The organism is Proteiniphilum propionicum, assembly GCF_022267555.1.
In the GTDB taxonomy this organism is placed as follows: Bacteria; Bacteroidota; Bacteroidia; order Bacteroidales; family Dysgonomonadaceae; genus Proteiniphilum; species Proteiniphilum propionicum.
The window spans coordinates 398757-424612 of sequence record NZ_CP073586.1 but is presented as its reverse complement, the minus strand read 5'-3'; the positions used below and the strand labels follow the sequence as shown (position 1 = coordinate 424612).

Here is a 25856-nt window from a genome sequence, read left to right as displayed (position 1 = left end):
TGTACTTCATTACTTCACTTCTTCAAAAATAGCTACTGCTGAAAATCAATTAAATATGCTTCCATGGTACAAATAAGGTACAGATAATAACATTTTTGATATCGGTTAGATTGCGTTTTTTTCTTTACACAATAGCTTCCTCTTTGAATAAATGCAACCGATTTTTCAATAATTCAATGTATTTTATCTGATTTTCCGGTGATAGGAAAGAGGATTTTATCGTTTGTTTCATTATTATTTCTGCCTTTACAAATCGTTTAAAGGTATTTTCAATCTGTTTTTCGGTCAATTGAAAACTCAATCCCAAGTTTATAAAATCCAATTTTGTCAGTTCCCTTCTCTTTCCAGCGATAGTAAGAGCCATTTCTTCTGTATCTTCCGGAAGATGCAGGTTTACGTTCAATAAATCATACGCCGGAGCAAATACCCAGCTTTCATCATTCAAAATCATCGAGAAATTCTTCAAATGCATATCGTTATTTCCCGTGATATAGCTGAAAAGCACTACTTCAAAAAGTCGAAGTAAATCGAGTAGTGTGTTGGATGAATGTTCGGCAACTGCCTTACCTATTTTCTCCATGGAACTTTTGTATTTATCAAAGGCTTCCAATATCTGAAACATATCCAGCATGTGGATTTTCTCTCCCGTTTCCGTGCGGTCTATCCGTTTGGTGATGTAAGAAAGTTCGCCCGATTTTAATCGTATCAACGAAGAAGGAACCACGGGGATGCCACAAAGTCCCGCCATCCGCATGGTAAGATGTTCGTTTTCGGGCATTTGTGGATAAATCTCATTCTGTGGTTTGAGAATATAGTTTCCACCAAAAGCACCCATTACGGTTAATCGTCCCCTGCCTCCATCTTGCAAAACATTTTTGATAAAGCCCAGCGAGAGTTTTGGCTGTACTCCAGGGACGGTTACCGAACTCTCGACCACCTGTTTGGCTAATTCAGCCATTTCAGCCATGGTGTAATCTAAAATCGGGGGTTGTGAATTTTCAAAAAACCGGGTACTGCAAGAAAGATGAAAATCTCCCTGCTCGTCAAACTTCTCATAGCAATATAAACACTTTTTACTCATCGCTTTCATTCGTTATCGGTATTATACTTACTGCACCGATGCAGTTTCTACAACACGCCAAAAGTAAACCCATACGGTCATTCTGATTGAGTTTCCAGCTTTTGGTAGCGATTTCTAACAACCAACCTTCGGGGATTAATCCTTCAAAAAACGGGAATAACCGATTATCCTGATACACTTTATCCGAAACAGGCATGGAAAACGTTAAGGGTTGATTTGGGAAACGTTGAATATATGCTTCGTCGTACTCAAACTGATATTCGCCCTCGTGGGTTTCTGTGATGATGCCGGCAAAATCATCTTTATAGAATACTTTTCCCTGCCTCATGGCTCAATCTCCTTATGATTTACGGGTGCAAGTTTATTTCCAAACATCATCAACACTTGGTTTACTTTTGCTAAACTCAGATTTTCTTTACCTTGCTCAATTTTCCGAACAACGGTAAGTGCTACACCCGCTCTTTCGGCAAACTCCTGCTGGGTAAGGTTGGCTTCTTTTCTCTTTGTTTTAACAAATGTGGCTAAACTTAATGACATTATTATATGTTTTTGTAGTTATTTCGATGCAAAGATATGAAATTATATCTAAATACATATAGATTGAGGCGTAAATAGTGTTTTATATGCAATGGAATATAATCATTTTTTTGGTAGTTTCACCCTTTTTTTGGTGTTTTCTTGGATGTTTCTTGGGTAGTACCACCTGTTTCTTGGGTAGTTTTCTGGGTAGTTTCAGTTCCAAATCCTTCTCCCAAATATTTCATCGAAACATTTTCTATTACCCTAAAAGCCGGTTACAACCTGAATAAAATAATGGCACGCTTGGCAGATACCCCCCCCAAAAAAAAGCTGGGTGGCATCCATCGTGTTCGTGATGAATATCCTGCGGGCAATGGAGGATATTTTTTGTCAAATTTTCAAATAGCGGTTTTTGTATAAGTATTTTCAAACAAGGCTGACTGATAACTTATTGTTGGCATACAAACTTGTAAAAGTGGCGTGAAGTTTTTCAGCAGACCCTACATTAAATTAGAATTTTTTTATTTGTAGTTATCACTACCGACTTTTGCCAGTGAACTAAGGATTTTCGTATTCATTCTTTGAGTCCACTTTAATAAGTCGTTTTGTGAAAATATGATATTTGATTTTCAAGTGATTATGATATCAAATCTTCTAATTTGAGACTTTTTCAAGCAGACTCTTCTTTTAATTTATAAATTATAATCAACGGATTATCATCTTCCTTTGTGATGTCTATAAATCTTTTAAATTGAGGCGATTGAGAGAAGTCATTAATCAATATATCGGGTGTAAGTTCTTCAATTAGGTAATTATCGTTACCCCATCGAGGGAAAAAACGAAAGCTCTTTATTAAATCATTATTTACTGAACCTGAAACATTCATGTTATTCTCCCTGTCATATATACAATAATATCTTTTCATGTCTTTGATGTAATCGAAGATCATGTATTTTTTTGAGATATAAAAATTGTGCTTTATTAAGTAAGAGAAATCAGGATCTGATATATCATAGTTATTTATATTTTCCTTACCGGGAAGTCTACGCTTTTTAAAATCAATATAAAACTCTGGTTGTATGTTATTATTAGTAATACGGTATATTGTATCAGTATATCTGGGGGATAAATATTTTTCTTCGCCATTAATACAGAATACATTGACTCCTGTCCAATTAAATTGATGGTTTGCTGAATTTCTTGATAATACATCAGATATTTTGTCACCTTTTTTATCTAATGCTGTGAATTGATAATCGGGAACTTTTCCGGACGGCTCATTGTACACCCAATAAGAATTATTTTGGTGGATAAAACTGCTCCCAAAGTTTTGTATTCTGATCTTATTTATAAAGTTGAAATCCTTATCATATTCAATTATTGCTTGTTGAGTATAATCCAGAATAAATAGATTCTCATTTTCAACATAAAAATCTGTGAGTTGTATGTATTCTCCCGGTCCTGCTCCCTGTTTGCTGAGCTTTTGTTCAAGCTCACCAGAATTGTTAAAAATATAAATACAATTCCCGGGCATATCTAAAATGAATACTTTCCCGTTTTTGTATTGAACTTTCGAAATCCGGAAGATTAGGGTTTTATTACTTGTAGAAAGTTTAATAATTTTAAAATGTTCAATAAACGAAGAAGTATTTATTTCTTGCGTAGTGTTGAAATCTACAACAATTTTATTGAAATATTGCTCCTTTTTCTTTTCGCAGGATAAAAAAATGATGATTATAAGAAAATAACACCTTAGACTTTTTTTCATGATGAACAAAGACATATAAAAGTGTCTAAAAAATAATTAGACACTTTAAATTTAATAATTGTGAATATGTATCTATCTAACAGCTGGTTGATGTGCAACTGTCCAAATAACCAGTCTTGATGCAGCTTATGTATGTTTTTCCAGTTGGATTTCCATTAGAATCAAGACATTGGAAGCTCATTTTAGTCCATTTGTCACGTGAAGGTGGATCATTCTCATACTGTGCCAATGCCTCAACATTCGCTAATGCCAGATCTGAAAGACCGGTATCACTTTTCATACTTTTGTTCACACTGTAGCCTGTTGCTGCCAGAATTGCAAGGGCAAACAGTCCCGATAAAATTCATTTTTTCATACTCGGAAATTTTAATTAATAAATCACTTATGTTTTCTTTCAATGAAAGAGTCTTTATTGGTTTTCATTTATTGCGTTTTTTGTCGTATCGCGAATGTAAAAATGCCGAAACTTATCATTATAACCAGTTTTTTTAACTCATTTATAACTCATTTTTTGTATTTATTTGTAAATTAATTGATTGTATTGATCTGCTTTGTCCAATTTAAAAAAATGTTTCAATTGGATACACCTCACTCAGAATTTAGCCAGCAAGTAAACAGAAAAATAGTTACTCAGCTAAGAATAAATTGTTAAGATTCTGTTTCAATTCTGTTTTGTGCCTATTTTATACTCTTCATGAACCGATTCCATCTGAATGTATTAGAATATGGATTCATCGATTTCCATACCAATGATGCCTTTCCCACGATCAGGTCATCGGGAAGCAATCCCCAATAACGGGAGTCCTGCGAATTGTCTACCTTATCCCCTTCCATAAAGTAATAATTATGGGAAAATGTATAAGCCGGTAAAGGTTCTCCTTTATCCCGCAATGTATCGTTTTCCAATGGTAGAAAATAGCCTTTGCGGGCATTGCTGCAAGGGAGAGTTCCCGGAAGAGGTGAACGCTCCCGTATCCTTCGGCCCCAACATCATGGCGATGACATCCTACATCAGCACTTACCAAAATGTTCCGTTCAAGCGACTCATTCATCTGTTCGAGACCATCTTCGGACTCCACATCAGTGAAGGCTCCGTATCGAACATGCTGAAGGCCATGCGGAAATTCTCCAAAACGCCCTACGTAATGATCCGTCAGAAAGCTGCAGGTGGAAAGGTTGCCGGGGCGGGCTTGTATCCATACTACTATGGCTTCTGCTGACTTCTCACGGCAAGCTTTGCTCCATGCTTCCGAAAAAACGTCCACACGTTCGTGAGACCTCCCGTGGTAAGATAAATAACCTAATGGTTGGCGATTATGAACCCCCACAGTGGACTTGCACCACCAAGTGATTTGTCATGCACGGCACATAACAAAAATAGCGATAAGACATTGTCTTACCGCTATTTACTGATTGTTTGTAATCGTTTATAATGTTAAACTATTTGACTTCTTCAAAGTCAACATCGGTGACATCATCGTTGGAGGATTGGCTGGTTCCCTGTGACGACTGTTGTCCTGCATCTGCACCGGGTTGAGCCCCTGCCTGCGCGTTGGTTGCATTGTACATCTCCTGCGATGCGGCCTGGAATGCCGTGTTTAACTCATTTGTAGCGGCGTCTATACCATCAAGGTTCTGTGCTTTGTGAGCCTCTTTCAGCTTGTTGAGAGCCGCTTCGATTGGCGCTTTTTTGTCTGCGGGTATCTTGTCACCCAGATCTTTCAGCTGTTTCTCGGTCTGGAAGATGGTTGAGTCGGCATGATTCAGTTTATCTATGCGCTCTTTTTCTTTCTTGTCGGCTTCAGCATTGGCAGCTGCCTCCTCCTTCATTCGTTTGATTTCATCATCGCTCAGTCCCGAAGAAGCCTCTATCCTGATCCTCTGCTCTTTGCCGGTTGCCTTGTCTTTAGCCGATACGCTAAGAATACCGTTTGCATCGATATCGAATGTTACCTCAATCTGAGGTACACCTCGCGGAGATGGTGGAATGCCATCGAGGTTGAACACACCAATTTGTTTGTTGTCGCGCGCCATTGACCGTTCACCCTGCAATACGTTAATCTGAACTGAGGGCTGATTGTCGGCTGCTGTGGAGAACACCTCACTCTTCTTTGTAGGGATGGTGGTGTTTGCATCAATCAGCCTGGTCATTACGCCACCAAGTGTCTCAATTCCGAGTGAAAGCGGGGTTACATCAAGTAGAAGCACATCCTTTACCTCTCCGGTAAGTACGGCACCTTGTATAGCTGCTCCAATAGCAACCACCTCATCTGGGTTTACTCCCTTATGCGGTTTTTTGCCGAAAAGTTTTTCAACCATATCCTGAACGGCAGGGATGCGGGTTGAACCGCCCACAAGTATAACCTCATCAATATCGGAATTTGATAGGCCGGCATCTTTCATTGCGGTCTTACATGGCTCGGTGCATTTTTGCAGCAGATCATCTATCAGCTGTTCAAATTTAGCCCGAGTGAGCGTTTTTACCAGGTGCTTCGGAATGCCGTTCACTGGCATAATGTAAGGGAGGTTTATTTCGGTTGTTGTGGCGCTGGAGAGCTCGATCTTGGCTTTTTCAGCAGCCTCTTTCAGGCGTTGCAGAGCCATAGGGTCCTTACGCAGATCCACGCCTTCATCATTCATAAACTCTTCTGCGAGCCAGTCGATGATACGGTGGTCGAAGTCGTCACCTCCAAGGTGTGTATTGCCATTGGTTGATTTTACTTCAAAAACGCCATCTCCCAATTCCAGAATAGATATATCGAAAGTACCTCCACCAAGGTCGAATACGGCTATTTTAGAATCTTTGTTCTGTTTGTCCAGACCGTATGCGAGGGCTGCTGCAGTAGGCTCGTTCACGATACGGCGAACGGTGAGCCCGGCAATTTCACCTGCCTCTTTGGTTGCCTGGCGCTGTGCATCGCTAAAATATGCGGGCACCGTGATCACTGCTTCTTTTACCTCCTGTCCTAAGTGGTCTTCGGCTGTTTTTTTCATTTTTTGCAGGACGATTGCCGATATCTCCTGTGCGGAATAAAGATGTCCGTTGATATCAACACGAGGGGTGTTGTTATCACCACGTACAACTTTATAAGGTACGCGCCCTATCTCTTTTTGTACCTGGTCGAATGTCTCTCCCATGAATGTTTTAATGGAAGATACCGTATGATTGGGATTGGTGATGGCCTGACGTTTGGCAGGATCACCAACTTTGCGTTCTCCGTTATCCATAAATGCAACTACCGATGGTGTAGTGCGTTTGCCTTCATTATTAGGAATTACAACAGGCTCGTTCCCTTCCATTACAGAAACGCACGAATTGGTTGTTCCTAAGTCAATTCCAATTATTTTTCCCATAGTTTATTATAATGTTTAATTTTATCTGTTTCTTCTTTTTATCAAATGTTTCATCGGTCTTGTACCGATGGATTTATGATTACACTATACCTTTTTCAAATGTTGTGCCAAGTTTTCCTGTTAAATAGTTTTTCTGCCAATATGTCGGATTGACTTGTATCAAATGATAAATTTTTATTCTTCTTAATGGATCCAATCAGGAAGTTTTTTCTATCTTTGAAAGAGTGTCTGCAAAATAACGCTGTGGCGTGGCAGTAGAGCATCATTTTTGTATTTAGCAAATATTAAACCCAATTTGATATGTATTCAAAACAAGATTTAAAACAACTGCAGGAGAAGGGGATACAACAGGCTCAAACAGATGAACAGTTGAATTTTTTTATTACCGGGTTTCCTTTCCTGCCCATTGTTGCAGCTGCATCAGTGGGTAAAGGAATCATGAGAGTGAGTAAAGATGAGGAAGAGTCTTTCCTGAAGACCTGGAATGACTTCCTTAAAGGCGACAAGAAGGTTACTAAGTTTGTTCCAGCATCGGGTGCAGCCAGCAGGATGTTCAAAGATCTGTTTGCTTTCGTCGATGCAGATTATGATGTGCCAACAACCTCATTTGAAAAAAACTTTTTCAGCGGTTTAAAAGAGTTTGCATTCTTTGATTCTCTCGATAAGACATGTAAGGAGATGTTCGGCAAAGATGCCGGCTCATTGTGTAACGAGGGACGTTACAAAGATGTGGTGGAAGCCTTGCTTCGTCCCGAAGGATTGGATTATGGTAATATGCCCAAAGGACTTCTCCTGTTTCACAGCTATCCCGATGAAAACCGTACGCCTGTTGGTGAGCATCTTTTTGAAGGAACATTGTATGCCAAAAATGCAGATGGTAGTGTTAATATACATTTTACAGTTTCTGAAGAACATAGGCAGATGTTTGAGAAGCTGGTGGCAGCAAGAAAGTTGATCTACGAAATAAAACTTGACACATCCATCTCTGTATCATTTAGTATTCAGAAACCTAATACTGATACAATAGCTGTTGATATGAACAATAAACCTTTCCGTGACGAGGATGGGGCTCTGCTGTTCAGGCCGGGAGGGCATGGCGCATTGATTGAGAACCTGAACGATATCGATTCAGATATCATCTTTATCAAAAATATTGACAATGTCGTACCCGACAGGTTAAAAGATAATGAAGCACATTATAAAAGGCTTTTGGCAGGCATTCTGGTAACCCTGCAGCAACGTGCTTACGATTATTTGAATAGGTTGGAGTCGGGGAATATTGTTGAAAATGAAATGCAGGAGATGCTGGCCTTCACCGAAAATGAACTCTCTGTCTCTCACCCTGGAGAGTTCGCGTCGGTAGATGAGTTGAAAGAGTATTTGAAAAGGAAGCTCGACCGCCCGTTCCGTGTGTGCGGAATGGTGAAAAATGTCGGTGAACCGGGTGGAGGCCCGTTTATTGCGGTCAATCCCGATGGAACGGCATCACCTCAGATACTGGAAAGCTCTCAGATTGACAAGGATAATGCCGGTGCAATGGAAGCATTCAAAAACGGGTCCCATTTTAATCCCGTGGATGTGGTCTGTGGTGTGAAGAGTTATAACGGGAATAAGTTCAATCTGACAGATTTTGTGGATCGGAATACAGGTTTTATATCTTACAAATCGAAGAACGGAAAAGAGCTGAAGGCTCTTGAGTTGCCGGGGTTATGGAACGGGGCCATGAGCGACTGGAACACGATCTTCGTGGAGGTACCTATCAGCACTTTTAACCCGGTGAAAACGGTGAACGACCTTCTCAGGCCCGAACATCAGTAATTCAAATTTCGCATCTATACATAAATAAGTTTACGCTAAAAATGCAGTTTTGAATCCAGGCATTATATCAATTATCTTGATTGTTGCGTCTCTTATGATTTCCTGTAATCAGGTCAACCTGAGCGATGCAAGGTCGCTTTATCTGCGTGGTGAGTATTATGCCGCGGGAGAGGCTTATAGGAATCTTTACCGGAATACGCCGCGCGAGCAGCGTGCAATGAAGGGGGTTGTAGCGTTTGAGATGGCGGAGAACTATCGAATGCTCAACCAGTCGGCACGTGCTGTTACCGCTTATGGTAATGCCATTCGCTATGAATACCCCGACACGATGCTGTATCTTCACTACGCACAGATGTTGCACAGGGAAGGGCAATACGACGAAGCAGTAGAGGCATACCATGAGTTTTTAAAATTGATGCCTGGCCATTCATTGGGGGTAAGTGGACTTAATGGTGCTGTTTCTGCAGTTGCCATGAAACGGACCCCGGCCAGATATGTGGTAAAAAGGATGGACATTTTCAATTCCCCGCGGGGAGAGTTCAGCCCCTTGCTGGCTAATATCGATGAGACCCTTTATTTTACCTCATCGAGAGACGATGCCCTTGGAGGGAGAAGTCCCGTTACCGGTATAAAGTATAACGATCTCTTTTTCTCTGTGAAGAATGTCCGGGGTGAATGGCAGAAACCTAAACGTATTGAAACTGAAATAAATGGTGATTTCGATGAGGGTACGCCAACTATCACAAGTGACGGGGAATATATGTACTATACATTCAGCCTGGCAGATGAAGAGGCCCCTACTACCCCTGAAATCTATTATTCAAGAAGGGTCAATGGCTCGTGGACTGTGGGTCAGCCTCTTAAAATTGCAGAAAACGATTCTTTGTCGCTTTTTGCACATCCGGCTGTTTCACCATCGGGGCAGTTTCTCTATTTTGTGTCTGATATGCCGGGCGGATATGGGGGAAAAGATATCTGGCGTGCCGCAATCACGGAAAGCCGAGAAGTGCTTTATGTGGAAAACCTTGGTCCGGAAATTAACTCAAGGGGAAATGAGATGTTCCCTTATGTGAGAAACGATACTCTCCTTTACTTCTCTTCCGATGGCCATCCAGGAATGGGGGGACTGGATCTTTTTGTGGCAAACTGGTCGGGAGAGAAGGGAAAATGGGAGGTGAACAACTTGAAGCCGCCGCTAAACTCTTCGGCTGACGACTTTGGAATCACTTTCGAACAGGGAGCGGAGAAAGGCTTTTTCAGTTCTAACCGGGATGATGCACGTGGTTATGACCATATCTATTCTTTTGAATATACGGATGTAAATACCGTTATTGAAGGGTTTGTGGTTGATTGCAATGATGAGTTTATTCCGGATGCTGTAATTGCCGTTGTAGGGAGTGACGGCTCGCAGCACCAATTCACAACTAACCGGCAGGGAGAGTATCGGCTTAAAGCAAAAAGAGGGGTGGAATATCTGTTTATGGCAAGTGCCGAAGGTTTTCTAAATCAAAAAAAAAGCCTTCGGACAGCTTCTGTTGAGAAGGATACACTCTATTATGTGGATTTCGAGATGGTTCCCTATAATAAGCCTGTTATCCTTGAAAATATTCTTTACGACTTCGACCGGGCTGCCCTTCGTCCTGAAGCGATAGAGGAGCTGAGTGGGCTTATAGCTCTGCTGAATGAACATACGGAAATATTGGTTGAGCTTTCGGCACATACTGACAGGAAGGGAGGAGACGACTATAACCGGCAGCTCTCGCAGCGTCGTGCACAGTCGGTAGTAGATTATCTGGCCGAACACAACATAGACAGGAACAGGCTTTCGGCAGTAGGATACGGGAAAACACAACCGAAAAGGGTGAACAAAAATATAGCTTCCAGATATGATTTTCTGAATGAGGGGGATCTCCTTTCTGACGATTTCATAAGGCGACTTACTCCGGAACAGCAGGCTATCGCAGATCAGATTAATCGCCGTACAGAGTTTCGTGTGATTGGCTTGGAGCTCTTTTCTCCTTAGATTATGAAGAACTGCTTCTGGATGAAACTTGATTTTTGTGAAAGCTACCCGGTTTTATGTCGCAGTAATCTGAAAATTCCAGACTCCAGGCAGCTTATTGTGGAAACAAGCAGTGGAAAAGAAATCAATTGACGGAAAATGAATTCTCCGAAATAATGTGTATTTTTGTTTGTTGAAGGCTTCGCAAATGTTTTGACTGTAATATCTGCTATAAGAAAATGATTAAGGCATTTTGGGAATATCTGTTTTTAGGGATATTCTGTGCGGTAGGTGTATATCCACTCTCCGCGCAGGAGGTGAATGCTACGGTGAAGGTGAACAGCTCTGCTGTTCAGGGGGCAAACAGGCAGCTGTTTGTCTCACTCGAAAATGCGTTGCATACCTTTATTAACGGCAGAAGATGGACTGAAGCCCATTACGGGGAGAGTGAACGGATAAAGTGCTCTTTTAACCTTATCGTCACGGAAATGCTCCCTTCAGGCTCTTTCAGGGGAGAGCTTTATGTGCAGTCGCACCGCACTGTACTAAACAGCAATCGCTATTCTCCTTTGCTTAACCTGCGTGACAGGCAGTTCGAGTTCGATTACAGAGAGTATCAGCCTCTCGACTTCGACCCGACCTTTATTCAGGGAAACCTGACAGCGGTCATAGCATGGTATGTTTATCTTATTATAGGGCTGGACCTCGATTCCAGATCCTCACTTGGAGGCACTGCATGCTTCCGGCAGATGGAGGTGATTGCTACGGGAGTGCAATCCTATGGCTGGAGTGGGTGGGAGACTTCGGGTAACAACCGGAGCCGTTATATCATGGCTGCTGCATTTAATGATGGCTCACAATCAAAATACCGGCAGATGTGGTACGATTATCACAGCGGGGGGCTGGACCGGATGGCCGGTGATATCCGCGAAGGACAGGAGAAAATAGCTTCATCATTAGTGCTTATACCGTTGCTTTACAAACAGAGGCCGGAATCAGTATTGATCCTCCTTTTCGGTGATGCAAAGCTGCATGAGCTTGTGGATATTTTTTCAGAGGCAGATCTACAGATGAAACAGCAGGTTTACAGTGTGATGAACGAGGTCTACCCCACGCATAGAGTGGAGCTTAACAAGTTGAGATAAAAGGAGTATATGTTAAAATCGTTATCAATACAGAATTATGCACTAATCGATTCGCTGAATATTACCTTCGATTCAGGCTTTTCAGTGATTACAGGCGAGACAGGTGCGGGTAAATCCATTATTCTGGGTGCATTGTCTCTTATCCTTGGACAACGTGCCGATGCACGAAATATTAAGCAGGACGAAACAAAGTGTGTAATAGAAGGTGTTTTCAATATATCAAGTTATGGGTTAAAGCCTTTTTTTGATGAACTCGATTGGGTTTACGAAGGTGATGAATGTATATTACGCCGTGAAATTTGGCTGAACGGGAAATCACGTGCATTCGTGAATGATTCGCCTGTCTATCTGAACGATCTGAAAGGATTGGGGGACAGGCTTATCGATATACATTCCCAACATCAGAATCTTTCGTTGAACGATAATCTGTTTCAGTTGAATGTTGTGGATGTGCTTGCCGGTACTGCGGAAGAAAGTGAGGATTACAGGGAAGCGTTTGCTGAATATCGTGCCTCGGAAAAAGCATTGAACGATTTACGGGAGGAGTCCAGAAGAAATAAAGAGGAGGAGGATTACATTAGGTTTCAATACACCGCATTGACAGAGGCTGCTCTGCAAGCAGGGGAGCAGGAACTATTAGAGCAGGAACTCGAGGCTATCACCCATTCCGAAGAGATTAAGTCGGCACTTTTTTCTGTTACTTCTAATCTTTCGGGTGATGAACAGAACGTGGAAACGATGTTGCGTTCGGTAAGAGATGCTCTTCAAGACATAGATAAAGTATATCCCAAAGCTAAGGAGCTTGCGCTGAGAGTAGAGTCGGCATATATCGACCTGAAAGATGTGCGTGAAGAGGCCTCGCGTTATTTTGAGGAGGTGGAGTTTGATCCTGCACAGCAACAACTGCTGGAAGATCGCCTCAGCACCATTTATGAGCTCCAGAAGAAACACTCTGTCACCACGGTAGAAGAGCTGATTAACCTTCGCAATGAAATGGCACTGAGGCTGAAGAATATTGATTCGCTCGATGAACGGCTGACTGGCTTAGAGAAGGAAACAGAGAGAAAAAGGGAGACGATGCTTGCTAAAGCATCGCAGTTGAGCAAAAAGAGGCAGGTGGCGGCACCCGGAATTGAAAAAGGGATTATGGAGAGGCTGGCCTACCTGAGAATGCCCAACACCCGGTTCAGGTGCGACTTCAAGCGCAGAATGAGCCCGGATGAAACGGGTGCGGACAATGTGCAGTTTCTGTTCTCTTCAAATAAAAACAGTTCGTTGCAGCCGGTCTCGGATATTGCTTCAGGGGGAGAGATATCACGACTGATGCTCTGCATAAAGGCGATGATAGCAGGAGCAACCGCGTTGCCAACCATTATTTTTGACGAGATTGACACAGGTACGTCGGGTGAAGTTGCCGACAGGGTGGGAACTATTATGGAAGAGATGAGCAAAAAGATGCAGGTGATAGGCATCACGCATCTGCCGCAAATTGCGTCCAAGGGGCATACACATTTTGTGGTATACAAAAAAGAGACTGACGATGCGGTATCTACACATATAAAAGAGTTGAACAGGGAGGAGCGGGTGAATGAAGTTGCGCGGATGCTGAGTGGTGCTGAGGTATCGAGCCAGGCGGTAGAGAATGCACGGGTGATGCTGGGTGTTACAGATTGAAGGCGGTTGTATTTGAAAAGAAAAAAATGTATGAGAGAAAAAGAGATGATTTTTGGCATCCGTGCCGTGATTGAGGCTGTGGAAGCGGGGAAAGATATTGACAAAGTGCTGGTAAAGCGTGAGCTAGCTGGAGAGCTGTTCTCTGAACTTCAACAACAGTTACGAAGATATGAGATTCCTATGAAGAGGGTCCCGGTGGAACGGATAGACCGTATTACCAGAAAGAACCATCAGGGGGTTGTTGCCTTTACATCGGCAGTAACCTACCAGAAACTGGAAAATATTGTACCGCTGCTCTATGAAGAGGGAAGAAATCCATTGATTATAGTACTGGACGGATTGACCGATGTCCGTAATTTCGGTGCTATAGCCCGCACCTGCGAGGTTGCGGGTGTGGATGCTATAGTTATCCCTGCAAGAGGAAGCGTGTCGGTGAATGCCGATGCTGTTAAAACATCGGCAGGGGCATTACATACTATTCCTGTTTGCAGAGAACAGAACCTGAAAGAGGCGATACTTTTCCTTAGGAACAGTGGAATAAAGGTGGTAGCTGCAACGGAAAAAGCGGCGAACTTTTATACCGGGACAGATCTTTCGGTGCCTACAGCAATAGTGATGGGAGCGGAAGATGCCGGTATTGCACCGGAACATCTTCGTATCTGTGACGAATTGATTAAAATTCCACAATTTGGTACCATTCAGTCTCTCAACGTATCTGTGGCTGCCGGAGTATTAATTTACGAGGTGATCAGACAGAGAAAATTAATGTAGAGTGACAGTATTATGACGATATGTGACAAATGCTCGTTGAATTTGAACGCTGATTAACATATTTGTATGGTGTTGCTTATTGTTGTTTTAACAGTGGGTAATAAAGTTACGGTATATAAGATAGTTCATTTACTGCAGAAAATTTGGGTTTATTGATGCTTTTTTTGACGTTTATCTGTGATTGTTTGCAGTTTAAAAAAATATTTGCCTTAGTATTATTGGTTATAAATACATATAAAAATGAAAAAAGTAATTTCTACAGAAAAAGCTCCTGCAGCTATTGGCCCATATAGTCAAGCTGTTGAAGCTAAAGGATTGGTGTTCCTGTCGGGACAACTGCCCATTGATCCTTTAACCGGTGAATTTGTTGCCGGCGGAATAAAAGAACAGACCGGACAGGTATTCAATAATATCCGCTCCATTCTTGCAGAAGTGGGATTGAATATGGATAATATTGTCAAATCGACTGTTTTCCTGGAGGATATGTCGCTTTTCGGCGATATGAACGAAGTATATGCAACTCAGTTTAGTGGCACATTCCCTGCACGTTCGGCCTTCGCGGTTAAATCTCTTCCCAAGAACGCGATGGTGGAAATAGAGGTAATTGCAGTGAAGTGAAGACAATAGGAAATATCATCTGGGTTGTTTTCGGCGGGGCACTTATTGCCATCGAATATATAATGGGTAGCTTGGCGCTGATGATTACCATCGTTGGCATACCTTTCGGACTTCAGTCGCTGAAGCTGGCAGAGGTAGCTTTGTGGCCCTTCGGAAAAAAGATTGTTCACAATGAATCTTCCTCAGGCTGTCTTTCCATGCTTATGAATGTGATCTGGTTTTTTGTGGGCGGACTTCCCATCGTGCTGACTCATTTGTTGTTAGGCCTGCTTTTTTACATCACCATTATCGGAATTCCTTTCGGGAATCAGCACTTTAAACTGATGAGGCTGGCGCTAACACCTTTTGGAAGAGCGGTTTCAAGTACCGGCAGATAGCCGGCTGCGCCTTTTACTTTTCTCAGTGTTAAGGCTTTATTGATTTAAAGGGAGCTCTTTTACTCGAACAGCACCGGAAGGTCCTCTTCCTCCTCCTCTTCTGGAGGATCTTTTTTAACCACAAAGGCACTGATTTCCCATAGCATATAGATAGGTATTGTTACTACGAAAAGAGAGAATGGATCGCCGGAAGGAGTGATTAATGCAGCTGCCAGCAGTGAGCCTACAATGGCATGACGGCGGTATTTGCGGAAGAAAGATCGATAGATAAGTCCCAGCTTCGATAACAGCCAGAATACCAGTGGCAGCTCAAAAACCAGCCCCATCACCAGTATGAGGGTGTAGAAGTTGTTCATGTACGAATCAAGTGAGATCATGTTCTCGATAGATTCACTCAGCTCAAAAGTGATGAGAAAACGGAATATCAGAGGGAAAACAATAAAATAACCTACAAGGCATCCAATGACGAACATTACACCTCCGAATCCGAAAGCGGTTTTTATCCCCTTGGCTTCGTGTTCGTACAGAGCCGGGCTGACAAACCTCCACAACTCATACAATATATAGGGAATAGTGCACAGAACGCCGAATGAAAATGAGGTGGAGATATAGGTCATGAACTGTGTTATCATGTTGATGTTGAGGATTTCCACGTTGAATGACCCGGCGGAGAAATCAGGCATAAAAGGAAGGTACTCTCCTGCTTTTTCAAAAAGCCTGTAGGTGATAAAATCTGACGATCGTGGCGCGAGAATTATTGAATCAAAGATCTTGGGGATTATAATAAAGCCAGCAATGGAGAATACTATAACAGCTACGATAATGCGAATCAGCGTCCATCTAAACTCCTCCAGATGATCCCAAAAGGACATTTCTTTCTCTGCCATGTATTCCCTGAGCTATAAATTTTATTCCCCGAAGGTTTCAATAAGCCAACCCATCGTGTCTGTGATACGATATATATTTGAGGTGTCTCCGAAAAATCTTCTTGTAAGTTTACTTGTTCCCAGTTGTGTTCGAATTACGATCAGTCGGGTCGGCTTTAATATCTTCTTCTAAGTCATTCAATCCTTTCTTGAAGCTATTAATACCCTTGCCTAATCCCTTCATGAATTCAGGAATTTTTTTGCCTCCGAAAAGGATCAAAATAACCAAAACAATAATGGGTATTTCCCAACCGTTCAAATTAATAAGAAGTGGATTCATAGGTTTTATATATTTTGGATGTTCATATTTACAATACACTTATTAAGACACAAATGTATGATTAATTTATTGAAGTAACCAAGCATTTTAATATAAAGTTTGAAAATTTCGTTTTTATTTGATTTATTCCCTTATAAACAGATCCATATATACTGGTAAATGGTCGCTGAACCCACCGATATATCGGGGTCCCAGATTTGTCCTGTATGGTTTTTTACCTGTATAGCGCACATCATCTTCAAGCAAGAAACCGGCATTGTAAATATATGCTTCATCATTTATAACCTGTATCCCATTATTTTTTATCAGCATATTTCCACTCACTATGAACTGATCAAACAGATCCCATTTTCCCTTATATTTGTATGACCCGAAATTGCGTTCTTTTACTCGGTGCAAAAACAGATTATATAGTTGATCACTCCTCAGGGGGGAGTGAATACTCTTTGCTCCCAGAGTTTTAGAAATGCTCTTGTTGTTTGGGTTGTCGTTAAAATCGCCCATGATAATTATATTGGCACTCTTTCGAAGGGAAAAAAGGCTGTCTGTTTTGCCCCGAAGAAGCGAGGCTGCTCTAATCCGGGCCGGCTCAGTTTCCCGAAGCCCGTTGCTCCGTGAAGGGAAATGACAGACAAATACATCAAGGGTGTCGCCACTTACAACACTGCCAGTGGCGTGAAGAATGTTTCTAGTAGGCCTGGCATTCTTATCATCAGAGATGACTTCGTACTCTTTGAATTCAATCAACCTGAACTGATGTCGTTGATATAACAAAGCAACGTTTATTCCCCGTTCATCAGGTGAGTCGGTGACAATATATTCATACTCCTGTACCCTCAGCGGCGATCGTTTTGTGAGATCAAACATCACACAGTCATTTTCAACCTCGCATAAACCTGCAAGAGCAGGAGACCGCATGCCTCCTACGGCAGTAATCACACGGGAGATGTTGCGCAGCTTTTCCCAATATTTCCAGGGGGTCCATCGCATGAAACCATCCGGAAGAAAATCATCGTCGTTTTTTAGAGGATTGTTTTCGGTGTCGAATAAGTTTTCAACATTGTAGAACATGATACGGAAATCGTTCTGAGGAACGATTTCCGTAAAACAAACTACCAAAAACAGCAGAATAAAGAGTAAACGACGCATTACTTAATAATATTTGGACCAACTTGAAAAAATTATTTTCTCATAAATTAGTATTAGTTACCACTTCAACAAATTGTTTTGTGATAAATGATTCCATATTTTAGAGTGATTATGATGTCAAATCTTCTAATTTGAGACTTTTTCAAGCTGACTCGTATTATGAAATTAAGTCAGATAAGTATCAGAAATTCAGATTGAAGACATTCTAATTGAGGGGGCTCATGAATAAAAAGCATATCCTGTCCTTTAACTCATTTCCGCAGGAATGTTTTCAAGAATCTTTACCAGGAAATCCCAGAATTTGCCAACTGAGGAGATCTTCATCTTTTCATCCGGTGAATGCACGTCTGTAACATCCGGCCCTATGGAGATCATATCGAGATTTGGATATTTCTCAAGGAACAGCCCGCACTCCAGACCAGCATGGATTGCTTTTACAGCTGCTTCTTTATTGTAAAGAGCTTTATATTCTTTTTTAGCAAGTTGCAGGATGGCCGAATCGGGGTTGGGTTGCCATCCGGGATATCCTTCACTATGCTTAACCCCTGCCTCAGCCAGATCAAAAACAGAAGTCACCATGTTTACTGCATAATCTTTCTGAGACTCAATCGAACTGCGCTGGCTTGTGCCAACCTCAATCAGATGGTCAGGGAGCATTTTTACTGAAGCCAGGTTGGTGGATGTTTCAACCAGTCCGGGAATATCATGGCTCATTCCGAGAACACCATGCGGACAGGCAAGCAATGCTAAAACCAGTCTCTCGGCAGTACCCCTGTTCATAACCTTCGATGGTATCTGAACCGACTCAAGATGAATATCAAGATGTGGATCAGTGTGTTTGTGCTCATCCTGCACTTTAGCCAGAAAGGTGTTGAGTTTCACACGTATCTCCTCTTTGTATTTTTCTTTTACACCCACCACGGCGTGTGCTTCGCGAGGAATAGCATTGTGGAGATTTCCACCTCCAATCTCAGATAAAATCATGCCATACTTTTTGCGGGTAAGTGAGTACAGAAAACGGGTTAGCAGTTTGTTCGCATTCCCGGATCCTTTGTCGATATCACTGCCTGAGTGTCCGCCACGAAGCCCCTTTACCTGTACTTTGAACCAGAAATATTTTTTTGGGGAATCTTTCTCCTTGTATTTGAAAAATGCTTTTGTGGTTTTTCCTCCTGCACAGCCGACATAAATTTCACCTTCCTCTTCAGTATCAAGATTAATGAGGATGTTGCCTGTAAGAAAATCTTTCTCGAGTGCATAAGCTCCTGTAAGCCCTGTCTCTTCGTCAACGGTGAAAAGTGCTTCGATTTTCCCGTGTGAAATATCATCAGCAGCCAGTACTGCAAGCTGAGCTGCTACCCCTATACCGTTGTCGGCACCAAGTGTAGTACCTTTGGCTTTTACCCAATCACCATCAATAATGGTCTCGATGGGATCATTGTCAAAATCGTGAGTCACATCTGAGTTTTTCTCGCACACCATGTCTACATGTGATTGCAATACTACTGCTGGCACATTCTCCTTGCCTTCAGAAGCTGGTTTGATGATAAGAATGTTCCCGGCACCGTCCTGCTTTGCTTCCAGATTGTGCTGCCTGGCAAAATTGAGTAGATAAGCAACTATTTTTTCTTCTTTTTTCGATGGCCTGGGAATTTGTGTAATGTCATAGAAGTATCCCCATATTGCTGAAGGTTGTAGATCTTTTATAGTCATAATCTTAATTTTTGATATTTTTATAGCTGATAAAAATAGTGGAAAAAATGTGCACGAGCAAAAATTTTGTATCTTTAATGAGAAAAATTGATGTTTGAATGGCTATTTAGACTATCTTTGCGGGTAAATAGAGAGCATGTTATGGTAAAAATACTCGTTTTGGGCATTCTAATCTCATTCATTGCCGTATTATTACTGGGCGTTCGGGTTTTCTTTACAAAGAAAGGCGAATTTCCATCTTTACATATAGGGTCTAGCCGGGCAATGCAGGACAGGGGCATTCACTGCGCTTCATCGCAGGATGCGGAAATGTATAACAGAGAGAACCTGTTGGAGAAAATATCGAAATCCGAAAATTAATAAATCTCATAAAAAATGAAGAATTCTACTCCTTACATCGTCAGCGGAGTGTTGGCGGTAGCATTAATTATTTTTTACATCTTGTTTTTTAATTCGAACCAATCATCTAACGGAGCATCAGGGAAAAATCTTTCCCTGTTACTGAATGACTCATCAGTTACTTTGCCAATTGCATTCGTGAATGTTGATTCACTGCTGATGAATTACAATTTTGCCAAAGACCTCAACGAGTCATTGTTGAGAAAAGAGGAGAGTACCAGGGCTACATTAAATCAGAGACAGGGGCAGATCAATTCCGCAGCACAGGAGTTTGACCGTAAATTACGGAATAACGCCTTTCTGAGTCAGGAGAGGGCACAACAGGAACAGGAACGGATTCTGCAGATGAATCAGGAGTACCAGCAACTGGCAGAAAGGTTGACGCAGGAGTTTATGATTGAACAGGAGAAGCTGAACCTTCAGATGGAGGATACAATTAAAGCCAGAATGAAGGAGTTTAACATGAACAAAAACTATGAGATAATCTTGAGCAACAGGACTACAAGCACTATCCTGTTTGCAGACGATAAATATGATATCACTGATGATGTGGTTGAGTTCCTGAATAGTAAGTATGGTCCGGCAACCTCAACCACTACGCCGCAGGTTAAGAAATAATCCCTTTCCAGGGACATGAGAAAAGGTTCTTTTAAACAAAGAGCCTTTTTTTGTCACTTTTTCAACCTGTTTGTGGCTTTTGACAGATCAATTGAATCGTCGATCTGTTAATTGAAAGTTCTTTATTTAGCGAAGTGTATGAAACATTGGAAAACATATCTTGAAAAACAAAAACCTGAATATATACGCAAAATATTCCCTGAAGAATGTTATGCGGATATGGTTGTGGTTATTCCCTGTCATAACGAACCCGATCTCTTTGAAACCCTGGATAGCCTTTTTGAATGTATTCGCCCGGAAGCGGGCGTACTGATCGCTATTATATTTAATTCTGGAGTAAATTCGGATGAAAAGGTTGTTTTGCAGAACAGGGTTTCATATGAACAAACATTGCTGTACGCGGAAAAACACAATGTGCCGGAATTAAGCTTTTTCCCGTTGCTGTTTGAAGGGTTGCCGAGAAAACACGCAGGTGTGGGGCTGGCACGCAAAATAGGGATGGATATTGCTGTGAGACATTTTTTGCAGAACAAAAAAAACCGCGGTGTAATAGTTTCTCTGGACGCTGACTGTACGGTGTCAGCCAATTTCATGATTGATATTTATAAGGCTTTTTCAAGAGATAATCGATTGAATGCCACTGTGCATCAATTTTATCACAGAGTCGAAAACCACAATCCGGCAATAGAAAATGCAGTGAGGCAATATGAGAACTATATTCGTTATTTTAGGGAAATGATGAAGTTTACCGGCTTCCCATATTACTATCATACCATTGGTTCAGCTTTCGCTGTTTCTGCAGATGCATATGTACGTGTTGGCGGAATGGGACGCCAGCAGGGTGGGGAGGACTTTTACTTTTTGCAGAAAGTTTTCGCTTTGGGTAAAGTTGATGAGTTGGAAGGGACATATGTTTATCCAATGGCCCGATTTTCTGAACGCGTACCTTTCGGTACAGGGCCTGCCTTGCGAAAAATATTGGATGAACCTGACGGTGTGTTGAAGGTGTACTCGATAGCTGCCTTCAGGGAGCTGAAAAAACTCTTTGTTCTTAAAGATTCATTATTCAAGAAAAATGATAGTGCAATATTGTCGATGATGAGCGGGGTGCATCCCTCGCTGATGCAATTCTTGCAAGAGATGGATTTTCAGGGAGTGATACGAGACTGTAATGCTAACAGTGCTTCTTTAGCCACGTTTCGGAAACGTTTTTTCCACCATTTCAACGCTTTCAAGATAATAAAATACCTCAATTATGTTCATCCTGATCCGTTTCCATTTGATACGAGCATAAGTGACATTCACAAAACTTTCAGCAATGATTAACAAATAACATTCGTTCACTTTGAGAGGGAGTCTTTATTTTGTATTTTTGTAGTCAAAATGAAAGGGAATTCTTTCATTATTCTAAAACAATATAGTTATGATGGCTATCAGCTTTCTTGAAATCGTTAGTGCTTTTTTGGTATTGTTCGCAATAATTGATGTAACTGGGTCAGTACCAATATTTCTGGACCTGAGGAGCCGTGACAAGACGATTCATCCGGAGAAAGCGGCCTTGTACTCATTTATTATTCTTGTTGGATTCCTTTTTATAGGAGAGTGGATACTGAAGCTTTTTCAGTTGGATATTTCCTCATTTGCTGTTGCTGGAGCCGTTGTTCTGCTTATTCTATCGATAGAGATGATTTTCGGTGTGGAGATATTTAAAAATGACAGTTCAAGCCCGGACAACTCTTCCACTCTTTTTCCAGTAGTATTTCCATTGATAGCAGGTCCAGGAAGTTTTACCACACTGCTCTCAATGAGGGCCGAGTATTATACGGTAAATATTATTATAGCGGTGATTCTGAACCTTATAATTGTATACTTAGTATTGAGATTCCTTGATCCTGTGAAAAGGTTGCTGGGTGAAAGCGGTGCATATATACTCCGTAAATTTTTCGGCGTCATTCTGATGGCTATCGCGGTGAAACTGCTAACATCAAATATGAGTACACTCATTGCTTCAGTAAATGTGTGAGGTATTTAAAATGTGTATGTGATGTATAATAAAATATATACTATCTGTTTAGCAAAAAAAATCGTATATTTGTAAGTGCGATTTATTAGATATGTTTACAGTTATCGGGCTATTATTTAATCAATTAGGATTAGACAATTTATTTATTTTATAAAATTCAACAACATGAGAATTGTAAGTGTTTTAGGACGAGAAATTTTGGATTCAAGAGGGAATCCAACCGTTGAGGTGGATGTATTGACAGAATCAGGTGCATTCGGCCGTGCTGCCGTACCTTCGGGGGCATCCACAGGAGAAAACGAGGCTTTGGAGCTTCGCGACGGAGATAAAGGGCGTTACCTGGGAAAAGGTGTGTTGAAGGCAGTAGCAAACATCAATGATGTAATAGCTCCCGCTCTGCTGGGTATGAATGTGTTGGAACAGACTCAGATTGATGCTAAACTGATCGAACTGGATGGTACAAAAACAAAATCAAACCTAGGTGCAAACGCCATGCTTGGTGTTTCGCTCGGGGTTGCCAAAGCTGCAGCTAACTATCTCGGATTGCCCCTTTACCGTTATATCGGAGGTACTAACACTTATGTGCTGCCTGTTCCTATGATGAACATAATCAATGGCGGTTCGCACTCCGATGCACCTATAGCATTTCAGGAATTCATGATCCGCCCGGTGGGTGCCGATTCTTTCAAAGAGGGATTGCGCATGGGAACTGAAGTATTCCACTCGTTGAAGAAAGTGCTTCACGGAAAAGGTTTAAGCACTGCCGTGGGCGATGAGGGGGGATTTGCCCCTAAGCTGGCCGGAGGGACCGAAGAGGCTCTTGAATCGATCCTCACAGCTATAAGAAATGCAGGATATGAACCGGGTAAAGATGTAATGATTGGTCTTGATTGTGCTGCTTCCGAATTCTATAAAGATGGTGTATACGACTACTCAAAATTTGAAGGGGCTGCAGGTAAAAAACGTGATTCTGCCGAACAAGCCGATTATTTGGCAGAGTTGATAGCCAAATACCCGATTGACTCTATTGAAGATGGTATGAGCGAGAACGACTGGGACGGATGGAAGCTACTTACCGATAAGATTGGCGACAGGTGCCAGTTGGTGGGTGACGACCTCTTTGTAACCAATGTGGAGTTCCTGGAAAAAGGAATAAAACTGGGTTGCGCAAACTCTATACTCATTAAAGTGAATCAGATTGGAACGCTTACCGAAACGCTCAACGCTATTGAGATGGCACATAGAAACGGATATACAAGCGTAACATCACATCGTTCGGGTGAAACCGAAGATGCTACCATCGCTGATATTTCGGTGGCAACAAATGCCGGACAGATAAAAACCGGTTCGCTGAGCCGCTCAGATCGTATGGCCAAGTATAACCAGCTGCTTCGTATCGAAGAGGAGCTGGGCGATAGAGCTGTTTACGGCTACAAGAAAATCAGGTAAATTATTTAATTTACGATATACTCAAAAAGCCATCCTTAAAGGGGTGGCTTTTTTTTAAATCCGATATTTTCTTATTTTTATGTGATGATTAAAAAAATAAAAAGTTGTTATTTATTGAATAAAATACATAACTTTGTTTTCATCTTATTAGATCATCAACGTAATATATGGATACCATAGGATAATAATGCAGGAAAATAACAGGTATATTGTAGTTAATAAATATTGGAAGGAATTTTTAGCAAATAAAAACGGATATGATGCTTTTTCTTTCATCTACAATTTTTATGTTAATGACCTTTTATCTTATGGGCTAAGTCTGGGATTCGATGAAGAGACATGCAGGGATGCGGTGCATGATGTATTTTGTAAGATTCTTATTGATAAGAGCAAGTTCCTTAAAGTAAGAAATTTAACTTCATATTTATTTAGATCATTAAGAAACAAACTTTTTAATATTCAGAAAAGGAATTGTAAAATTTCAGATTCTTTTTTTGAAAATATACCATTTTCAACCGAAATAACAACATTAGAATCTCTTATTAGCCGTGAAGATACTGAAAAACTAAAACAAACCGTTGAAAATCTATTGAATGAGCTTACACCACGCCAAAGAGAAATTATTTATTTACGATATATGCAAGAGCTGGATTATGAGGAGATTGCTATCCTTATGGAAATAAATTATAATTCGGCAAGAAGGCTTGTTCATCGGAGTATTGAGCATTTAAGATCTATGAATAAAGATCCGGAAAGGCAATTATTTGTTATTTTAGTGGCTCTTACCTATTACCACTATTTGTAATTATCCCTATAAAATGTTAATATATTGGTTTCGCTTTTATTTTTGACTACAAAATAAAAGTTCAATTGTCTTTAATATGTAGTTATATAAGTTAATTCGGGTGAATGAATAAATCTAAAAAAATGAAAGAGAGTAAATATATATACAATCCTTTTTTCCTGGAAAACAAAAAATTTATCCAATGGAGGTTGACTCGAACGTCTCAGCTGGAAGATTTTTGGTCCTCTTTTATTCACGAAAATCCAGATCTTGAAGAAGAATTTAAAATTTCAATTGAAATATTTGATAAAATAGCAATTAATAAAAGGATTTTCAACGATACCGATATATTATATAAACAAATTATTGAAAGTGTCTTGTACAAAAAGAAAAGGAAGAAAAGGATTATTTATTACATTTCGAGTGCTGCCGCTATCGCTTTGTTATTTCTTATTACTACTTTATATTTTATTAGGAAAGACAATAACTCAATGATGGCAATAAGTGCTGAAGTTATTGGTAAAACTCTTCCCGAACAGGAGGTGAAACTGTTAGCGGGAGGAAAAGAGATAGTCCTGAATCAAAATGTTACGGTTCATCTAAATGATGGGCAAATCTCATATACCGATAGTGCCGATATCGAAAAGACGCTTGAGGTGAATAATGTTCAAACCAACAAGCTTATTGTTCCCAACGGAAAGCGCTCTTTTCTTATCCTGGCTGATGGAACCAAGGTCTGGATAAACTCGGGAACGGAGTTGGAATTTCCAACAAATTTTTCCGGGAAAACGCGCGATATAAAACTTGCAGGAGAAATATATCTGGATGTTGCTCAATTGAGCAAACAACCCTTTATTGTCCATACTCCGGATCTGGATGTTCAGGTATTCGGGACCCGTTTTAATGTGTCGGCATATACTTTAGATAAAACATCCTCGGTTGTTTTGGTAAATGGAAAAGTACAGGTGAAAACCAAAGATAACAAGTCAATTATGATGAATCCTAACGAAATGGTTGAATTCCGTGATGGAAGTATTTATGCAGAAAAAGTAGATGTTTCTTTCTATACTAGCTGGGTAAATGGAGTTTTCATGTTTGACAGTACTCCGGTTTCAGAATTATTCAAAAAAGTAGGGCGGTATTACAATGTTTCTTTCGAAAATATTGAAAGTGATAAAAAAATTACCGGAAAACTATATCTCTCGGAAAATCTACGGGATGTTGTATCATCCATTTCTCTTTTGACCGGACAGGAATATATTATTGAAAATGATGTTATCAAAGTAATAAGATAACAATAAAAATTAATTTGCCTATGGACCCATAAATAAAACCAAAAAAGTAGGCCGGAAGATGTTGCCGCACCTCCCGACCGGAAGAAGATTAAT

The 25856-nt window shown here is 40.9% G+C and carries 26 protein-coding genes and 1 pseudogene; 16 read left to right on the top strand and 11 right to left on the bottom strand.

What is annotated here, in order from left to right:
- Positions 1–124: 124 nt before the first annotated feature.
- The 3 genes from KDN43_RS01595 to KDN43_RS01585 are packed head-to-tail and all read right to left on the bottom strand — an operon-like array spanning position 125 to position 1618.
- Positions 125–1081: a HipA domain-containing protein gene (locus KDN43_RS01595; protein WP_238867957.1), complete on the bottom strand. Its 957-nt coding sequence runs from the start codon at positions 1079–1081 to the stop codon at positions 125–127.
- Positions 1074–1409 (bottom strand): HipA N-terminal domain-containing protein, encoded by a 336-nt coding sequence (locus tag KDN43_RS01590; protein WP_238867956.1) that lies wholly within the window; start codon positions 1407–1409, stop codon positions 1074–1076. Before KDN43_RS01590 ends, KDN43_RS01595 begins: the two co-directional genes overlap by 8 nt.
- A complete protein-coding gene (locus KDN43_RS01585; RefSeq protein ID WP_238867955.1) occupies positions 1406–1618 on the bottom strand; it encodes a helix-turn-helix domain-containing protein in 213 nt (70 codons plus the stop codon). The genes KDN43_RS01590 and KDN43_RS01585 overlap by 4 nt, the downstream gene beginning before the upstream one ends.
- 141 nt (positions 1619–1759) lie before the next feature.
- Between KDN43_RS01585 and KDN43_RS01580 the strand changes: the two genes are divergently transcribed.
- Positions 1760–2020, top strand: a complete 261-nt coding sequence (locus KDN43_RS01580) for a hypothetical protein (RefSeq protein WP_238867954.1) — start codon at positions 1760–1762, stop codon at positions 2018–2020.
- Positions 2021–2270: 250 nt separating this feature from the next.
- On the opposite strand, the gene KDN43_RS01575 is transcribed toward KDN43_RS01580, so the two are convergent.
- The 3 genes and pseudogenes from KDN43_RS01575 to KDN43_RS01565 all read right to left on the bottom strand — a co-directional run.
- Positions 2271–3368, bottom strand: a complete 1098-nt coding sequence (locus KDN43_RS01575) for a 6-bladed beta-propeller (RefSeq protein WP_238867953.1) — start codon at positions 3366–3368, stop codon at positions 2271–2273.
- Between the two features lie 76 nt (positions 3369–3444).
- Positions 3445–3699: an NVEALA domain-containing protein gene (locus tag KDN43_RS01570; protein ID WP_256448743.1), complete on the bottom strand. Its 255-nt coding sequence runs from the start codon at positions 3697–3699 to the stop codon at positions 3445–3447.
- 347 nt (positions 3700–4046) lie between these two features.
- Positions 4047–4247 (bottom strand): annotated as a pseudogene (locus KDN43_RS01565) (S26 family signal peptidase); the annotation flags it as partial.
- Here KDN43_RS01565 and KDN43_RS01560 point away from each other — a divergent pair.
- Complete coding sequence (locus KDN43_RS01560) at positions 4223–4588, top strand: hypothetical protein (RefSeq protein WP_327065472.1); 366 nt, start codon at positions 4223–4225, stop codon at positions 4586–4588. The pseudogene KDN43_RS01565 and the gene KDN43_RS01560 sit on opposite strands and share 25 nt — an antisense overlap.
- Before the next feature lie 220 nt (positions 4589–4808).
- Here the strand turns inward: KDN43_RS01560 and dnaK are convergent, their stop codons facing one another.
- Entirely contained in the window at positions 4809–6722 is a 1914-nt protein-coding gene (gene dnaK / locus KDN43_RS01555) for a molecular chaperone DnaK (protein ID WP_238867951.1), read from the bottom strand.
- Positions 6723–7022: 300 nt separating this feature from the next.
- Between dnaK and KDN43_RS01550 the strand changes: the two genes are divergently transcribed.
- From KDN43_RS01550 to KDN43_RS01520, 7 genes are all read left to right on the top strand, one after another.
- Positions 7023–8540 (top strand): DUF4301 family protein, encoded by a 1518-nt coding sequence (locus KDN43_RS01550; RefSeq protein ID WP_238867950.1) that lies wholly within the window; start codon positions 7023–7025, stop codon positions 8538–8540.
- 49 nt (positions 8541–8589) lie between these two features.
- Positions 8590–10563: a PorE family type IX secretion system protein gene (gene porE, locus KDN43_RS01545; RefSeq protein WP_286853885.1), complete on the top strand. Its 1974-nt coding sequence runs from the start codon at positions 8590–8592 to the stop codon at positions 10561–10563.
- A gap of 218 nt (positions 10564–10781) precedes the next feature.
- Complete coding sequence (porD, locus tag KDN43_RS01540; RefSeq protein ID WP_238867948.1) at positions 10782–11687, top strand: type IX secretion system protein PorD; 906 nt, start codon at positions 10782–10784, stop codon at positions 11685–11687.
- Positions 11688–11696: 9 nt separating this feature from the next.
- Positions 11697–13361 (top strand): DNA repair protein RecN, encoded by a 1665-nt coding sequence (gene recN / locus KDN43_RS01535; protein WP_238867947.1) that lies wholly within the window; start codon positions 11697–11699, stop codon positions 13359–13361.
- 30 nt (positions 13362–13391) lie between these two features.
- Positions 13392–14132, top strand: a complete 741-nt coding sequence (rlmB, locus tag KDN43_RS01530; RefSeq protein ID WP_238867946.1) for a 23S rRNA (guanosine(2251)-2'-O)-methyltransferase RlmB — start codon at positions 13392–13394, stop codon at positions 14130–14132.
- 240 nt (positions 14133–14372) lie between these two features.
- The gene (locus KDN43_RS01525) at positions 14373–14750 is read left to right on the top strand and encodes a RidA family protein (RefSeq protein WP_238867945.1); all 378 of its coding nucleotides are present in this window, start codon (positions 14373–14375) and stop codon (positions 14748–14750) included.
- Entirely contained in the window at positions 14747–15127 is a 381-nt protein-coding gene (locus tag KDN43_RS01520) for a YccF domain-containing protein (protein ID WP_238867944.1), read from the top strand. Before KDN43_RS01525 ends, KDN43_RS01520 begins: the two co-directional genes overlap by 4 nt.
- A 59-nt stretch (positions 15128–15186) precedes the next feature.
- On the opposite strand, the gene tatC is transcribed toward KDN43_RS01520, so the two are convergent.
- The 4 genes from tatC to KDN43_RS01500 all read right to left on the bottom strand — a co-directional run bounded on the left by tatC (position 15187) and on the right by KDN43_RS01500 (position 19195).
- Positions 15187–16014 (bottom strand): twin-arginine translocase subunit TatC, encoded by an 828-nt coding sequence (gene tatC / locus KDN43_RS01515; protein ID WP_238867943.1) that lies wholly within the window; start codon positions 16012–16014, stop codon positions 15187–15189.
- A 109-nt stretch (positions 16015–16123) separates the two neighbouring features.
- Entirely contained in the window at positions 16124–16333 is a 210-nt protein-coding gene (locus KDN43_RS01510; protein WP_238867942.1) for a Sec-independent protein translocase subunit TatA/TatB, read from the bottom strand.
- A 123-nt stretch (positions 16334–16456) separates the two neighbouring features.
- On the bottom strand, positions 16457–17482 hold the full coding sequence (locus tag KDN43_RS01505) for an endonuclease/exonuclease/phosphatase family protein (RefSeq protein ID WP_238867941.1): 1026 nt from the start codon (positions 17480–17482) through the stop codon (positions 16457–16459).
- 246 nt (positions 17483–17728) lie between these two features.
- A complete protein-coding gene (locus KDN43_RS01500) occupies positions 17729–19195 on the bottom strand; it encodes an aminoacyl-histidine dipeptidase (protein ID WP_238867940.1) in 1467 nt (488 codons plus the stop codon).
- A gap of 141 nt (positions 19196–19336) precedes the next feature.
- Here KDN43_RS01500 and KDN43_RS01495 point away from each other — a divergent pair, with 141 nt between their 5' ends.
- The 7 genes from KDN43_RS01495 (at position 19337) to KDN43_RS01465 (ending at position 25763) form a co-directional block, all read left to right on the top strand.
- Positions 19337–19555 carry a hypothetical protein gene (locus tag KDN43_RS01495; RefSeq protein WP_238867939.1) on the top strand — a complete coding sequence of 73 codons (219 nt, stop codon included), beginning with the start codon at positions 19337–19339 and terminating at the stop codon, positions 19553–19555.
- 15 nt (positions 19556–19570) lie between these two features.
- Entirely contained in the window at positions 19571–20212 is a 642-nt protein-coding gene (locus KDN43_RS01490; protein WP_238867938.1) for an OmpH family outer membrane protein, read from the top strand.
- A 138-nt stretch (positions 20213–20350) separates the two neighbouring features.
- Positions 20351–21538: a glycosyltransferase family A protein gene (locus KDN43_RS01485; RefSeq protein ID WP_238867937.1), complete on the top strand. Its 1188-nt coding sequence runs from the start codon at positions 20351–20353 to the stop codon at positions 21536–21538.
- Positions 21539–21635: 97 nt separating this feature from the next.
- Positions 21636–22235, top strand: a complete 600-nt coding sequence (locus KDN43_RS01480) for a MarC family protein (protein WP_238867936.1) — start codon at positions 21636–21638, stop codon at positions 22233–22235.
- A gap of 165 nt (positions 22236–22400) precedes the next feature.
- Positions 22401–23684 carry a phosphopyruvate hydratase gene (eno, locus tag KDN43_RS01475; protein ID WP_238867935.1) on the top strand — a complete coding sequence of 428 codons (1284 nt, stop codon included), beginning with the start codon at positions 22401–22403 and terminating at the stop codon, positions 23682–23684.
- A 187-nt stretch (positions 23685–23871) separates the two neighbouring features.
- A complete protein-coding gene (locus tag KDN43_RS01470) occupies positions 23872–24489 on the top strand; it encodes an RNA polymerase sigma factor (protein ID WP_238867934.1) in 618 nt (205 codons plus the stop codon).
- Positions 24490–24611: 122 nt separating this feature from the next.
- Positions 24612–25763: a FecR family protein gene (locus KDN43_RS01465; protein ID WP_238867933.1), complete on the top strand. Its 1152-nt coding sequence runs from the start codon at positions 24612–24614 to the stop codon at positions 25761–25763.
- The last annotated feature ends 93 nt before the right edge of the window (positions 25764–25856 follow it).